Source organism: Paenibacillus solani (genome assembly GCF_050475945.1).
Lineage (GTDB): Bacteria > Bacillota > Bacilli > Paenibacillales > Paenibacillaceae > Paenibacillus_AQ > Paenibacillus_AQ solani_A.
In genome coordinates, this window is sequence record NZ_JBCMXJ010000015.1 from 1 (window position 1) to 13,804 (window position 13,804).

14 protein-coding genes and 14 tRNA genes are annotated in these 13,804 nt (G+C 48.0%); 27 read left to right on the top strand and 1 reads right to left on the bottom strand.

The annotated features are described in order from the left end of the window. Positions 1 to 38: 38 nt before the first annotated feature. The 24 genes from ABEQ74_RS14730 (at position 39) to ABEQ74_RS14845 (ending at position 11,190) form a co-directional block, all read left to right on the top strand. Positions 39 to 113 (top strand) — tRNA-Glu (locus ABEQ74_RS14730). A gap of 93 nt (positions 114 to 206) precedes the next feature. Further along, positions 207 to 282: transfer RNA gene (locus ABEQ74_RS14735), tRNA-Val, on the top strand. Between the two features lie 87 nt (positions 283 to 369). After that, a tRNA-Met gene (locus ABEQ74_RS14740) sits at positions 370 to 446 on the top strand. A gap of 30 nt (positions 447 to 476) precedes the next feature. Next, positions 477 to 553, top strand: a tRNA-Asp gene (locus ABEQ74_RS14745). Between the two features lie 71 nt (positions 554 to 624). Further along, positions 625 to 700, top strand: a tRNA-Phe gene (locus tag ABEQ74_RS14750). A gap of 22 nt (positions 701 to 722) precedes the next feature. Further along, positions 723 to 798 (top strand) — tRNA-Thr (locus ABEQ74_RS14755). A gap of 4 nt (positions 799 to 802) precedes the next feature. Further along, positions 803 to 887: transfer RNA gene (locus ABEQ74_RS14760), tRNA-Tyr, on the top strand. A gap of 6 nt (positions 888 to 893) precedes the next feature. After that, a tRNA-Trp gene (locus ABEQ74_RS14765) sits at positions 894 to 967 on the top strand. Positions 968 to 991: 24 nt separating this feature from the next. Beyond that, a tRNA-His gene (locus ABEQ74_RS14770) sits at positions 992 to 1,067 on the top strand. A 16-nt stretch (positions 1,068 to 1,083) separates the two neighbouring features. Further along, a tRNA-Gln gene (locus ABEQ74_RS14775) sits at positions 1,084 to 1,158 on the top strand. Positions 1,159 to 1,172: 14 nt separating this feature from the next. Continuing rightward, positions 1,173 to 1,247, top strand: a tRNA-Gly gene (locus ABEQ74_RS14780). A gap of 11 nt (positions 1,248 to 1,258) precedes the next feature. Beyond that, a tRNA-Cys gene (locus tag ABEQ74_RS14785) sits at positions 1,259 to 1,332 on the top strand. Between the two features lie 12 nt (positions 1,333 to 1,344). Further along, positions 1,345 to 1,421: transfer RNA gene (locus ABEQ74_RS14790), tRNA-Arg, on the top strand. A gap of 8 nt (positions 1,422 to 1,429) precedes the next feature. Beyond that, positions 1,430 to 1,509 (top strand) — tRNA-Leu (locus ABEQ74_RS14795). A gap of 478 nt (positions 1,510 to 1,987) precedes the next feature. Continuing rightward, positions 1,988 to 2,287 carry a LiaF transmembrane domain-containing protein gene (locus ABEQ74_RS14800; protein WP_053491515.1) on the top strand — a complete coding sequence of 100 codons (300 nt, stop codon included), beginning with the start codon at positions 1,988 to 1,990 and terminating at the stop codon, positions 2,285 to 2,287. A gap of 66 nt (positions 2,288 to 2,353) precedes the next feature. Further along, complete coding sequence (locus ABEQ74_RS14805; RefSeq protein WP_430122929.1) at positions 2,354 to 3,034, top strand: PspA/IM30 family protein; 681 nt, start codon at positions 2,354 to 2,356, stop codon at positions 3,032 to 3,034. Positions 3,035 to 3,036: 2 nt separating this feature from the next. Further along, positions 3,037 to 3,513: a PspC domain-containing protein gene (locus ABEQ74_RS14810; RefSeq protein WP_430122930.1), complete on the top strand. Its 477-nt coding sequence runs from the start codon at positions 3,037 to 3,039 to the stop codon at positions 3,511 to 3,513. 1 nt (position 3,514) lies between these two features. Beyond that, positions 3,515 to 4,201 (top strand): PspA/IM30 family protein, encoded by a 687-nt coding sequence (locus ABEQ74_RS14815; protein ID WP_430122931.1) that lies wholly within the window; start codon positions 3,515 to 3,517, stop codon positions 4,199 to 4,201. Positions 4,202 to 4,369: 168 nt separating this feature from the next. After that, a complete protein-coding gene (gene liaF / locus ABEQ74_RS14820) occupies positions 4,370 to 5,014 on the top strand; it encodes a cell wall-active antibiotics response protein LiaF (RefSeq protein ID WP_430122932.1) in 645 nt (214 codons plus the stop codon). 34 nt (positions 5,015 to 5,048) lie between these two features. After that, positions 5,049 to 6,122 (top strand): sensor histidine kinase, encoded by a 1,074-nt coding sequence (locus tag ABEQ74_RS14825; protein WP_430122933.1) that lies wholly within the window; start codon positions 5,049 to 5,051, stop codon positions 6,120 to 6,122. Then, entirely contained in the window at positions 6,100 to 6,750 is a 651-nt protein-coding gene (locus tag ABEQ74_RS14830) for a response regulator (protein WP_430122934.1), read from the top strand. The genes ABEQ74_RS14825 and ABEQ74_RS14830 overlap by 23 nt, the downstream gene beginning before the upstream one ends. 206 nt (positions 6,751 to 6,956) lie before the next feature. Next, positions 6,957 to 7,802 carry a YwmB family TATA-box binding protein gene (locus ABEQ74_RS14835; RefSeq protein WP_430122935.1) on the top strand — a complete coding sequence of 282 codons (846 nt, stop codon included), beginning with the start codon at positions 6,957 to 6,959 and terminating at the stop codon, positions 7,800 to 7,802. A 137-nt stretch (positions 7,803 to 7,939) separates the two neighbouring features. Next, a complete protein-coding gene (zwf, locus tag ABEQ74_RS14840) occupies positions 7,940 to 9,487 on the top strand; it encodes a glucose-6-phosphate dehydrogenase (RefSeq protein ID WP_430122936.1) in 1,548 nt (515 codons plus the stop codon). A 122-nt stretch (positions 9,488 to 9,609) separates the two neighbouring features. Continuing rightward, positions 9,610 to 11,190 carry a peptide chain release factor 3 gene (locus ABEQ74_RS14845; protein ID WP_430122938.1) on the top strand — a complete coding sequence of 527 codons (1,581 nt, stop codon included), beginning with the start codon at positions 9,610 to 9,612 and terminating at the stop codon, positions 11,188 to 11,190. A gap of 70 nt (positions 11,191 to 11,260) precedes the next feature. Here ABEQ74_RS14845 and sspI read toward each other — a convergent pair whose 3' ends face one another. Continuing rightward, positions 11,261 to 11,497, bottom strand: coding sequence for a small acid-soluble spore protein SspI (sspI, locus tag ABEQ74_RS14850; RefSeq protein WP_053491525.1), 237 nt, complete (start codon positions 11,495 to 11,497; stop codon positions 11,261 to 11,263). Positions 11,498 to 11,637: 140 nt separating this feature from the next. Between sspI and ABEQ74_RS14855 the strand changes: the two genes are divergently transcribed. The 3 genes from ABEQ74_RS14855 (at position 11,638) to ABEQ74_RS14865 (ending at position 13,722) form a co-directional block, all read left to right on the top strand. Continuing rightward, the gene (locus ABEQ74_RS14855) at positions 11,638 to 12,300 is read left to right on the top strand and encodes a potassium channel family protein (RefSeq protein WP_430122939.1); all 663 of its coding nucleotides are present in this window, start codon (positions 11,638 to 11,640) and stop codon (positions 12,298 to 12,300) included. 74 nt (positions 12,301 to 12,374) lie between these two features. After that, positions 12,375 to 13,172, top strand: a complete 798-nt coding sequence (locus tag ABEQ74_RS14860; RefSeq protein ID WP_430122940.1) for a TrmH family RNA methyltransferase — start codon at positions 12,375 to 12,377, stop codon at positions 13,170 to 13,172. Positions 13,173 to 13,296: 124 nt separating this feature from the next. After that, complete coding sequence (locus ABEQ74_RS14865; protein WP_430122941.1) at positions 13,297 to 13,722, top strand: DUF1801 domain-containing protein; 426 nt, start codon at positions 13,297 to 13,299, stop codon at positions 13,720 to 13,722. The last annotated feature ends 82 nt before the right edge of the window (positions 13,723 to 13,804 follow it).

The following is a 13,804-nucleotide window of genomic DNA, read 5'->3' on the forward strand; positions in this document are numbered from 1 at the left end:
TCGAATCCCTCTCTCTCCGCCACTATTTTAATAAGCAAGGCCCGTTGGTCAAGGGGTTAAGACACCTCCCTTTCACGGAGGTAACAGGGGTTCGAATCCCCTACGGGTCACCACTAACATTAAATGCTTCAGGGGATGAGAATCCCGTCGAAAAAATAGTTGCTTCTTATATCGGGTTTTGTTATGATAGAAGTCACTTTTACTCCGGAGGCTTAGCTCAGCTGGGAGAGCATCTGCCTTACAAGCAGAGGGTCAGCGGTTCGATCCCGTTAGCCTCCACCATAATTCATCCCCAAAAAGTGAAGCTCATGCTTCGCAGAAAATTCCGATTACTTTTCGGGGAACCCATACATGCAATCCTTTTAATGACGCGGGGTGGAGCAGTTCGGTAGCTCGTCGGGCTCATAACCCGAAGGTCGTAGGTTCAAATCCTGCCCCCGCAACCAATTACTATCGCTCATGCGATAATGCCTCGTGGAACTGTGGTGTAGAGGCCTAACATGCCTGCCTGTCACGCAGGAGATCGCGGGTTCGAATCCCGTCAGTTCCGCCATTTTTTACAAGCTTCAGGGATGAGATGAGTAACCGATTTGGGTGTTCGTCATAGTTCGCGAAGAGCTTTAAGGCTCGGTAGCTCAGTCGGTAGAGCAGAGGACTGAAAATCCTCGTGTCGGCGGTTCGATTCCGTCCCGAGCCACCATGTACGTTTTATAACTTTATATGCCGGTGTAGCTCAATTGGTAGAGCAACTGACTTGTAATCAGTAGGTTGGGGGTTCAAGTCCTCTCGCCGGCACCATTCTGGAGGATTAGTGAAGTGGCTAAACACGGCAGACTGTAAATCTGCTCTCTTCGAGTTCGGTGGTTCGAATCCATCATCCTCCACCAGTTTTTAGGGGCATAGTTTAAAGGTAGAACAGCGGTCTCCAAAACCGTTAGTGTGGGTTCAATTCCTGCTGCCCCTGCCAATCGATTCATAGGTATGAAATATGGCGGTCGTGGCGAAGTGGTTAACGCACCGGATTGTGGCTCCGGCACTCGGGGGTTCAATTCCCCTCGATCGCCCCATATTACAAAATCATATTGGGGATTAGCCAAGCGGTAAGGCAACGGACTTTGACTCCGTCATGCATAGGTTCGAATCCTATATCCCCAGCCATTGATTTTATGTTTGCGGACGTGGCTCAGCGGTAGAGCATCGCCTTGCCAAGGCGAGGGTCGCGGGTTCGATTCCCGTCGTCCGCTCCATTTTTATTTCTGGCGCCATAGCCAAGTGGTAAGGCACAGCTCTGCAAAAGCTTTATCCCCAGTTCGAATCTGGGTGGCGCCTCCATAACACAATTTTGTGCCCTTAGCTCAGCTGGATAGAGCGTTTGACTACGAATCAAAAGGTCAGGAGTTCGAATCTCTTAGGGCACGCCATAGTGTAAGCCGGTGTGGCGGAATTGGCAGACGCGCGCGACTCAAAATCGTGAGGGAAACCGTGGGGGTTCGAGTCCCTTCACCGGCATTATCAAAAGGAATGTAGACAGCTTATGTCTGCATTCCTTTTTCGTTATACCCATATCTTGAAACGCTGAATATCTTCGCAGCTGACTTCTATTCGCTATATAACCTCTCATGTTATTTTTCACACAACTCCTATATCGTGTATCTTACGTTGCTAGCCATTTGTTCATAAAACTCCTTCTTTTACCTCAGTAATCATTCACATCCTCAAACCTGAATCATTCAGAACCATTCAACTAGAGAGCCAGCGATTCAAGGCGTTAAGAATCTTGAGAGGGGAGGCGTTTATGCACTTGCAAAGAAGGTTGAGTAGGGTATCTAGGATAGAGTTAAGACGTAAGTCTGTAGGTTGCCCCGCCTTAGGTCTAGGTTGAAAAACCGTCCACAGGCCGTTTTGAGAAAACTCATTATTACCTAAAATAGAGTCATAAGGTTGAACAAACGAAACAACGATCAAACAATAGAAAGGCGGTGTATATATGAGGAATTCAAGAGGCAATGGAATGAGTATTTTGTTGATTGGTTTAGGGATCCTGGTTCTTCTGGGAGTGTTCGGTCCTCTGCTTGGCTGGTTATTCAGTCTTCTAATCCCAGTACTGATCATCGCGTTGGGGTACTATGGTATACGCAGAGGAAACACCTTGATGGGATGGGTCGTTCTTGGTATCGGTTTGGTCTGGTTGATGAGTAAGCTGTCCTGGGTGCTGGCTCCGATCCTTGGAATTATCTTAATCGTCTATGGGGTGTCCCGAATGAAGAATGGCAGACACCGCTACTAATAATGAACACAACCTAAACAACATACATGACAGCGAATCATGATAGATGAGGAGGGCTAAACCAATATGAGTGTTTTTCGACGGATAAGAGATATTACCGTAGCAACATTGAACGAAAAGCTTGAGCAGAGCCAGGATCCGGTTCGATTGATCGACCAGTTCCTGCATTCAACGAGACAAGACATCGCAGAAGCCGAGAAACTGCAGCAGCAATGCCAAGTACACTCCAGGCAGCTGAAACAGCAGGTGGATCAAGCAGAGAACATGCGAGATAAGCGTGAAGAGCAGGCTCTGCTTGCACTAAAAGCCGGCGAAGATCATCTTGCCAAGTTGGCTCTGCAGGAAAAGCTAATCTATGAGGAAAAGATTGAACAATACCAAGGTCTGTTAACCTCAAGCCTCGAGTCGCTAAAAGAGATTGAAGAGCAGCTCGGTGAGCTGCGGATGGAGTACCAGACAGTATACAGTAAGCGCCAGTATTACGTTGCCCGAGTGGAGACGCTTCGCCTTCAGCAAAAAATGAATGAGCGTACAGGCTCCTATGGTGGAGGTCCTGATGTACCTAAGATGTTCAATCGTCTTGAAGACCGCATCAGCGACTGGGAACTGGAAGCGAGAAGCCTTCGCGATCTACGCCGCATGGGGCAGGAATACATGGATCAGGCTGGAGAGTCTGTCTCCACCGTATTGGAAAAAGAACTTGCCCGTCTGAAGCAAAAGCTGAATAACAACAGCGGAAAGGAGTAACCATGACTAAATTGTACCGTTCCAACCGCGATAAGATGTTTACAGGATTGATCGGCGGTATATCCGATTATTTTGGAATCGAATCTACCCTGCTTCGAGTCATATTTGTAGTCAGTGTCTTTTTCTCAGGCGGTACATTGCTTTTGATCTATCTGATTGCATCCCTGGTGGTTCCCAAAGAACCGTATTATCACGATCCATATGCTCCAACAGGAAGACATGGCGGATATCGTCCCCACGATCATCGGGGTCCAGGACCAGGTTATAACAGCTACAACGATGGTTATGGACGTCAAAATTATTCGAACGACCAAGGACATTTTGGTCCGAAATATGACCGGCCGAATGAATCCAGAAGCAATGGGTCAGCGGACTCCGATCTGGATGCCATGATGAAGGATATCGAGAAGAAAGCAATGCAAAAAGAAATTGAAGAATTGAAGAAAAAACTTTCGAACTATGAGAAGGGAGATAAATAACATGGGAGTATTTAAAAGAATTAAAGATATGACGAAGGCATCGGTGAATGAGCTGTTGGATAAAGTAGAGGATCCTATCGTAATGCTGAACCAGTATCTGCGCGACATGGAGGCAGAAATTCATGAAGCAGAGGTAACGGTTGCGAAGCAAATGGCGAACGAGCGTCGTATGAAGCAGCGTGTTGATGAGGCTGTGAAAGTGGCTGCTCAACGTGAAGCACAAGCTGAATTGGCTTTGAAAAACGGTCAAGAAGAAGTAGCTCGCAAGCTGCTTGAGGAAAAAATCTATTTCGATCAGAAAGAAACCGAGTATGTGGAACTGCATATGCAATCCGAGGCTCAAGCCAAAGAACTCGTAGCTCAGCTGCATGAAATGAAAGACGAGTTCTACAAAATGCGCAACAAGCGTAATGAGCTTGTAGCTCGAGCTCAAATGGCCAAAGCGAAGAAGCAAATGTCTCAAGTGAGCAGCCTGCATACGATCGAGAGCGGCAGTGCTTCGATGGGCTTCCACCGCATGGAGGAAAAAATCATGCAAATGGAAGCGGAAGCTGATGTGCTCCGCGCTCCATACCGCCCTAACAGTGCCGTATACACAAGTCCGGTAGATGCTGAGAAGCAATTGAAGGTAGATGAGCAGCTGCAAGCGCTCAAGAACAAAATGGGGAATTCTTCGAAATCCGAGTAATTCCTGAACAAGTCAGCAAAATAAGCACAAACCGTATTCGAACACATGGTTCATATGATATGCTATACGAATGAGCTTGTCCGTATAGTGCAGGCAAAGCCATACAGTGGGAATCTCCCGCTGATATGGCTTTTCCGAGCTTTATCTAGGTCATCAAGGAGGTGCGACATGGACAGAAACCGCTGGATAGCAGTTGGTTTAATCAGCTTGGGTATTATTATGCTTTTCGGCCGTTGGTTTGGTTTCTTCACCATCGTCGCCCTGCTGCTTATGTTGGCAGGCGTTCTTCAGATCAGAGAAGGCCGTGTGAAGAAGGGATACATTTTACTCGCCGTTGGTGCCGTTCTGCTGCTGCTGGAGCATCTCATGTTGATTATCGGCATCAGCTTGATATCGCTAGGTATTTTCTATGGCAAATCTAAACGCGCTCATACCACGACAGGATATGTTCAGAAGCAGAATTTTATGTCCAATTTTGATTGGGATCGTGCACCATGGGTGATGCGCAGTTTGAGTGTATGGCATGTGCTTGGAGAGGCGGATATCGATCTGTCCCTTGCGCTTCCCGAGGAGCGCCAAACCGTTCTCATGTTCCATGGACTGCTTGGAGATCTTGATGTGATCGTCCCGGACTATTATGGAGTAGAGGTGGAAGCATCCATCTTGTTTGGCTCGATTCATATGGATGATCGGAAGGAAACTGGCGTATTAAACCGCATGCGGTATCAATCGCCCAATTATGAAACCAGTGAATATAAAGTGAAATTGATCGTCTCTTATTTAGGTGGAGATTTGAATATAAGAATGACATGATTTGTTCTGCTAAACCATTCAGGAGGGTTGCCCCGTGGAAACGGAAAAGAAAGCAAATATGATTACCCGAAGTATGCGTGAGGGGACCCTTCTGGGATTGGTTGTCATGCTAGTTGTCTTGTATTTATTATATACATATGGCTATCTTCAACCGTTCGAGACTTGGAAGAACCGAGTTGAAGCAGGCATTACCCTGGTGTTATTTCCTATCGGTTTAGGCGCGATCTATGGATTCTTCCAGGGATACCGGGTCAAACGCCGGGTGGACCTTGTAAGAGAGACCTTGGTGAACTGGGAAAAGGGCAGCCTTACTGATGTAATGCCGGATATCGGCGAGGATGAAGTGGGGCGGCTTGGAGAGCAGCTCGTAACCATCAGCAAACGTTGGGAAGAGCAGGTGTCTTCCTTGCAGCGTTTATCCACGAACAATGCCCAGCTTGCTGAGCAGGCCAGGGTCACAGCCATTGTGGAAGAGAGACAGAGGCTGGCCCGAGAGCTCCATGACGCGGTATCTCAGCAGCTGTTTGCGATCTCAATGACGGCAACGGCTGTAGGCAGGACGCTGGATAAGGATTTTGACAAAGCACAGCGCCAGGTAGCTCTGATTGAGGAAATGTCGGCTGTTGCGCAATCCGAGATGAGGGCGCTGCTTCTTCATCTGCGGCCGGTTTACTTGGAAGGAAAAGCGCTTGAACAGGGACTACGGGATTTAATTAAGGAATTGCGAATCAAAGTACCGATGGAAATCACGTTTGAGATGGATGATGACATCCATCTGCTTAAAGGGATCGAGAATCATTTGTTCCGTATCATCCAGGAGGCCATGTCGAATACCCTGCGGCATTCGAAGGCGGAGAAAATGGATATCCGTATTCATCGCAGGCAGAACACCGTTCGGGTAATGCTGCGGGATGATGGGGTCGGTTTTGAAATGGATGATAAAAAACAAACGTCCTATGGTCTTTCGACGATGCAGGAACGGGTAACGGAAATTGGTGGTTCGCTGCAGTTCATAACGGCCCCGGGCAAGGGAACGCGAATTGAGATTATCGTGCCGCTTATAAAAGAAGAACGCAAACGGGGGGATGGAGATGGAAACACCGATTAAGGTGCTGCTGGTCGATGATCACGAGATGGTGCGAATCGGGTTGGCAGCCGTGCTTGGTACAGAAGACGGTATTGAGGTCGTAGGGGAAGCGGGCAGCGGCGAGGAAGGCATACGCTTGGCACAGGAATATCATCCGGATGTGGTCCTGATGGACCTCGTGATGGATGGAATGGATGGCATTGAGACCACACGTCTGCTGATGAAACAATTCCCGAATCTTAAAGTGATTGTACTGACCAGTTATCTGGACGATGAGAAGATGTATCCGGTGATAGAAGCTGGGGCGTTCAGCTATTTGCTGAAGACATCCCGGGCTTCCGAAGTAGCAGATGCTATACGTGCAGCCGCACGCGGGCAATCGGTACTGGAATCTCAAGTAGCCTCCAAGATGATGAACCGTTTCCGTCATCCGCAAAATGAAGCACCGGCGCATAACGATTTGACTGACCGGGAGATGGAAGTACTGCGGCTCCTGGCCCAGGGCAAATCCAATCAAGACATTGCTGACGACTTAATTATTGGCATCAAAACTGTAAAGTTCCACGTGACCAATATATTAGGCAAGCTGGGTGTTGAGGATCGGACTCAAGCCGCGATATATGCATACAAGAATGGGCTGGCTGAATAGAAAAGGCTGGCTTCTTTTTTGTATGGAAGTGGCGTAACATTAAAGCATATATTGTGGCAGGTAAAGACTCCCGGTGCGGGAGCCTTTTTTATTTGCGAAACTGCTCTGGAGCCAACAAGGATTATTTGATATGAAGAGGTATAAATCGCGATAGATGAGGTCATCCTTTTACTAGATTGATAGATTCGGATGAGGGGGAGCCCATAATGCGGAACGTTCGTGTACAATTCATGGTGATGATGCTGCTACTGTGCGGGGCAGCGGGTATAATGGTGGGATTTGCCGGAGTAACCGAAAGTCATCGAGACGGTGGGAACGTTCCGCATCCCATGGAAGCATCAGCGGCTTCAGGAAGACTGGCCATCGAAGCGTTTGGAGGATTGGAAGCAGGAGAGGCAAACGAAAGCGATCTGGCCCTGCTTGCAGCGCTTGGATTGGAACATATGGAGTCTTCGGCACTCCTCACGGTAAAAATTCAAGGTGAATTGATAAGTTCTTTATCTAATGATCAAGCTAAGACTGCAGCGCAGCAGCTGGCTCATACAATAGGACTCTCCGGGGTTACAGCATCCCAGCTACAAGGTAATGAAGTTTTTCAAGCTGAGGGTAAACTCTCTGAGATATCGGTCCAATTCAATTGGGCGATCTCGAAGCGAGGAAATAGTTACGTTAGGGTCATGCTTGTGGGAGAAGCGGCCAGGAACACCGGGGAAATGACGAGCCTAAGAGAGAGCATTCAAAAACAAATGGAAGAAGCAGGCATAGCGAATACCTGGAATGCGTCCATTCAAGGTTATGCATCGACGTCAACAGATGTTCAGGCAACGATGACAGAGGTAGAGGAGAGCGCTGCCCAGATGCTTTCTCTTCGTATGGTGGAAAAATATGAAGATGTGGGGACACTAAGCCGATCTTATGAAGCTCCTTCATTAGGTACTTTTGTGAAGAGCGGCAATACACCTATTCATATGCAGATGGCTGTGCATGAAGATTCGGTGAAGAAAAGGAGTAGAATTACGATCGGATTTCCCGTCATTACAATAGAATATTGAAAATGATATTTGAAACTCCGATGAAAAAATATGAATTGAGATAGCATACTTGAAATGAATATGCTAAAATGTCATCACATCGAAGTAAGTTTGGATGCATAAAAATACACTATAATTTATAGAAAGAATGAGGAGCCATGGCTGAAAATCAAAATCTAGATACATTGAAAGCACCGGGCGCTGTATTTTTCATCTTTGGAGCGACTGGTGATTTGGCAAGACGTAAGTTGTTTCCGGCGATCTACAGTCTATATCGGGAAGGAAAACTGGATGAGGATTTTGCGGTAATCGGCGTGGCGCGACGTCCGCGTACCCAGGAAGAGTTTAGGGAGGACGTTTATCGTTCAATTCAGGAATTCTGCCGATATAGTTCGGAGCAGGATAGTGAATGGAATACATTTGCACAACATTTTGAATATAAATCTCTAGACATCAACAATATTGACGGATTCCGTGAGCTTCGTGAACAAACGGAACAATTGGAGTCGAAATTTAATATACCGGGTAACCGCTTGTTCTACCTTGCGCTGGCTCCGGAATTGTTCGGCAGCGTATCCTTTAACCTGATGAAGGGCGGTATGCTTGAGGGAGAAGGCTGGAACCGACTGGTGATCGAGAAGCCGTTCGGCTATGACCTTGAATCAGCTGCCAAGCTGAACGAAGAGATCCGCAAAGTGTTCAAGGAAGAGGAAATCTACCGGATCGACCATTATCTTGGTAAAGAAATGGTGCAGAACATCGAAGTCATCCGCTTTGCCAATGCTTTCTTTGAGCCGCTGTGGAATAACAAGCATATTGCGAACATTCAAATTACGCTTGGTGAGACGGTTGGTGTCGAGGAACGCGGAGGATACTATGATCATGCGGGCGCACTAAGAGATATGGGACAAAACCATATCCTGCAGCTGCTAACCATGATAGCGATGGAGCCGCCTAGCCGTTTGCTCGCAGAAGATATTCGCGACGAGAAGGTCAAAGTGCTTCGCTCCCTGCGTCCATATGCTTCCAATGAAGAAGTGAAGAACAACGTCGTTCGCGGCCAATATACAAAGGGTTCAGCGGGTGGAAAAGATCTGCCGGCGTATCGCGAAGAGGACAAGGTCAATCCGGAGTCCAATACGGAGACGTATTTTGCAGCAAGAGTGTTCGTGGATAATTTCCGCTGGGCGGGTGTACCATTCTATATCCGTACAGGGAAACGTCTTCCGGTTAAGACAACCGAGGTGGTTGTCGAGTTTAAGCGGATGCCAACCAATGTCTATTTGGGCCAAAAGCACTCTCTGGAACCTAACCTGCTCGTTATTCGCGTAAATCCGATGGAAGGCATTTATGTGAAGATTAACGCGAAGAAGCCAGGATCAGAGTCTGAGATCGCACCCGTAGCGATGGACTTCTGCCAAAGCTGCATCGTGGGCATTAACTCTCCGGAAGCTTATGAGCGCTTATTACATGATGCTGCACGCGGCGATTCCACTTACTTCACCCGCTGGGACGAAGTGGCATCGGCATGGTCCTTCGTGGATCGGATTGCAAATGCTTGGAAAGAAAACCAAGGCGAGCTGGAATCATATCCTGCTGGTTCTTGGGGACCAGACAAGGCAGATGAGCTTCTGAAAGAAGACGGATTCCACTGGTGGCCAGTAAACGGTCAGCTTGAGGATAATGTAGTCTGGTTGAAAAAATAACCTTAGAATCTAATAATTACATGACAAAAAATCATCCCCTTGCACACAGAGCCTGGGGATGATTTGCGTATAAATTGTGGTACAATGATATACATGACTTTAGTTACGAAGGGATTTGTGAAATGGCAAAGCTAATAGATGAACTGCAGCATGAAGTGGATAAGCGTCGTACGTTTGCGATTATTTCCCACCCTGACGCTGGTAAAACAACACTGACTGAGAAGCTGCTCTTGTTCGGGGGCGCCATTCGTCTGGCTGGATCGGTTAAAGCTCGTAAAGCGAGCAAGCATGCAACGAGTGACTGGATGGAGATTGAGAAGCAACGGGGAATCTCGGTTACCTCGTCGGTTATGCAATTTGATTATTTAGGGCATCGAATTAACATATTGGATACGCCTGGTCACCAAGACTTCAGTGAGGATACCTATCGAACATTAACGGCCGCTGACAGTGCCGTCATGTTGATTGACGTAGCCAAAGGGGTTGAGGCCCAGACCATTAAGCTGTTTCAGGTTTGTGCCAAGCGAGGCATTCCGATTTTTACTTTTATTAATAAACTCGACCGTGAAGGGCGCAGTCCGTTTGATCTTATGGAGGAGCTTGAGCAGGTTCTCGGTATTCGTTCCGTGCCGATGAATTGGCCAATCGGTTCCGGCCGTGACCTGTGCGGTGTATATGATCGGGTTAAGAATCAGGTTGAATTATTCCAAGGGGATGACCATTCCAAGATTAAAGTGCAGAAGGTCGAAGGCTATGAGGATCCAATCATTCGCGAGATGGCTGGAGAGTACCTGCATGATCAGTTGTGCCAGGACTTGGAGCTGCTGGACGTTGCCGGTGATCCATTCGATCTGGAAAAAGTACTGAAGGGGCAGTTAACGCCTGTATTCTTCGGCAGTGCAATCAATAACTTCGGTGTTCAAACCTTCCTGGAGAATTTCCTTCAGCTTGCGCCGAAGCCGGAGCCCCGTGTCAGTAAGGCTGGTATGGTGGAACCCACCAACGAGAAGTTTTCGGGGTATGTTTTTAAGATCCAAGCGAATATGAATCCGGCCCACCGGGACCGCATCGCTTTCTTGCGGATTGTATCGGGCAAGTTCGAACGCGGAATGAGCGTGAAGCATGTACGGGTAGGCAAGGAAATTAAGCTGTCGCAGCCGCAGCAGTTCTTGGCGCAGGACCGTGATATTGTACAGGAGGCTTATCCTGGCGATATTATCGGTCTGTTTGACCCGGGGATTTTCCGGATCGGAGACTCCCTGAGCCAGGGAGGCGAAGTTATATTCGACGAACTGCCTACTTTCTCTCCTGAGATCTTTGCCAAAGTGACAGTGAAGAACGCGCTCAAGCATAAACAGTATCAAAAAGGGATTGACCAATTGACAGAAGAAGGAACCATTCAGGTATTCCGTACGGTGAGCTTTGATGAGTCGATTCTGGGCGTTGTCGGTCAGCTCCAATTCGAAGTGTTTGAGTACCGGATGAAGGGGGAGTACGGGGTCGATGTCCAGCTTCAACGGATGCCGTATCAGTTTGCCCGCTGGATCGTGGACGATAATATTGACCCATCTAAGTTCCGGATTAACTCTACCCTGGTGAAAGACAAGAAGGATAATTATGTGGTTCTGTTCGAGAATGAGTATGCGATGAGAACGGCCATGGAGAAGAATCCGACCGCCAAGTTTCTGGAGACCGCTCCATAAGATACAGATATATAAGAGAACAATCCCCTAGCTGTAACAGCTTAGGGGATTGTTCTTGTTGACTGTGGGATTATCCCTGAAGGTTGCCTGGCGTAACGGTTTTCAAGTGAGAATGAAGGGATGAGACAAGGCTGGTCTGCTGAACAACATCCATGTCTTTCCACATCATTTCAAACATTACACCGAGTCCCGGCAGGGCGGCTTCAGGCCCGTCAACGGAACCCTCGATCATGGAGCGCAGCTCTTCCTCGTCCTGATTATGGACTTTATGAATGACGGCTTGCCTTAGATCTAACAATATGGACATCGAAATATTCCTCCTTGTTATGAAAGGGTCATTGTGTAATGTACCCGTTCAAGAGCAGTTACATTCAAGTATTCGGAGCAGTATGATATACTGTTATCATTCATATCAGGATAGACCTAGGCTCGTGGAGGGATATAAATATGGCTAAGAAGCAGTACGCAGTAATCGGTATGGGGCGTTTTGGCACCAGTGTTGCCAAGGAACTGAGCGGTATGGGATTTGACGTATTGGCTGTAGACGCGAGCGAACAGCGTGTTCAAGAAATTGCGAGTATGGTTACGCATGCCGTATCGGCAGATTCAACGGATGAAGAGGCCCTTCGCGCGCTCGGTATTCGGAATTTCGATGTGGTTGTCGTGGCGATCGGGGAAGACATCCAATCCAGCATTCTGACGACGCTGATTTTGAAGGATCTCGGAGTACCGGCTATTATTGTGAAGGCGAAGAATGAGCTGCACGGAAAAGTGCTTAATAAAATCGGTGCCGACAAGGTGATTTTTCCAGAACGCGACATGGGGCTGCGGGTTGCCCACCATCTGGTATCACCGAATATTTTGGATTATATCGATTTGTCGGATGACTACAGCATCATGGAGATGCTGGCTACTGGCGATTTGATCGGCCATAACCTGATAGAGCTTGATATTCGGGCGCGGTTTGGCTGTAACGTCATGGCGATTCGAAGCGACTCGGACATGAATATTTCGCCGAGCCCCGATGACCGTATTGAGGAAGGCGATGTTCTCATTATTGTGGGACATAAGAATGACTTAACGAAGCTGGAGCTTGCTTATCCAAAATAAGACTTTCGACCGTGAGCGCTTGCTATGGACGTAATCGGTTTTGTATATATGCTAAGAAACGGATGGGTTAACAGATGGAGATATTATCAACGCAGAATGCCAGAGTGAAGGGCTGGGCACAGCTGCAGGAGAAAAAACACCGGGACAAGCAGAACAAATACGTGGTAGAAGGTGTTCATCTCGTGCAGGAAGCCCTGTCGTCTGGAGCGGACATTGAGTGCGTAGCTTATGATGTAGAGAAGGGCATTCCCCAAGAGATCCGTCATATCTCGGATACAGGGCAAGGTGTCGAATGGATTGGCGTATCCCATGCCGTCATATCGAAGGTGAGCGATACACCGTCACCGCAGCAAGTGTTCGCCGTTGTCCGCAAGGAAGCACGGCAATGGCAGGATCTGATCCTGCGTGAGAGCGGCCTGGTGATTGTTCTGGACGGGCTTCAGGATCCAGGGAATGTTGGTACCATCATACGAAGTGCAGATGCCGTAGGCGCTGCTGGCGTCGTTCTGGGTCGCGGCTGCGCGGATTTGTACAACCCCAAAACGCTGCGCTCTACGATGGGCTCACTGTTTCATCTACCAGTGCTGGAAGGTGATTTGCTGAGCATTTTGCCGGAAGCCAGGGAACAGGGAGCGAGGTTGGTCACAACCTTGCTAGAAGGTAAACGTTCTTGCTTTGAGTATGATTTTACTGGGACAAGCTGGATCGTAATTGGCAGCGAAGGACGGGGAGTTTCACCCGAGGTAGCGCTACTTGTGGACGATGCGATCCGCATTCCTATGCCGGGACAGGCCGAATCACTGAACGCGGCCATGGCAGCTTCCGTGTTAATGTATGAGGCATTGCGGCAAAGAGAGTATGCCGATCGATAAAGATGTGTATGAATCTGCAAGGCAGGAAAAGATTAGCTCGGCTGATCCGATTCCGGCCTTTTTTATTTAGTTTTGTATCAGATTGGCCACAATATCAAGAGTGTTTGAAAGGAGTTCATCCCAAGTGTACGAGCCAAAAACAAAAGAAACAGATCAGAGCGTGATAGAGTTTATAGAGCAGGTGGATTCTCCAAAAAAGCGGGAGGACGCCTATCGATTGCTGGGGATTTTCGAAGAAACGAGCGGTTATGAAGCCAAGATGTGGGGACCGAGTATCATCGGATTTGGCACTTATCATTATCGCTACGCTTCCGGGCACGAAGGAGATGCCCCCTATGTAGGCTTTTCTCCGCGAAAGGCGAAAATCAGCCTGTATTTTGCACCTGGTGACGAGCAGCGTGCGAACCTGCTGCAGAATTTTGGCAAGCATACGGCTGGGAAGGGCTGCGTTTATATCAACAAAGTTGCGGATATTGATACTGAAGTGCTGAGGGAGCTGATTCGCGAATCGATCACTTTTTTGAAGGAGACTTATCCGGATCAGCCCTAAATATGGAATCAAGGAATAAACGGTAAGATGGCTATCTGCTTAGTAAAGACTTAGATGGTAAGCGGCACGTAGCATGTGGCTA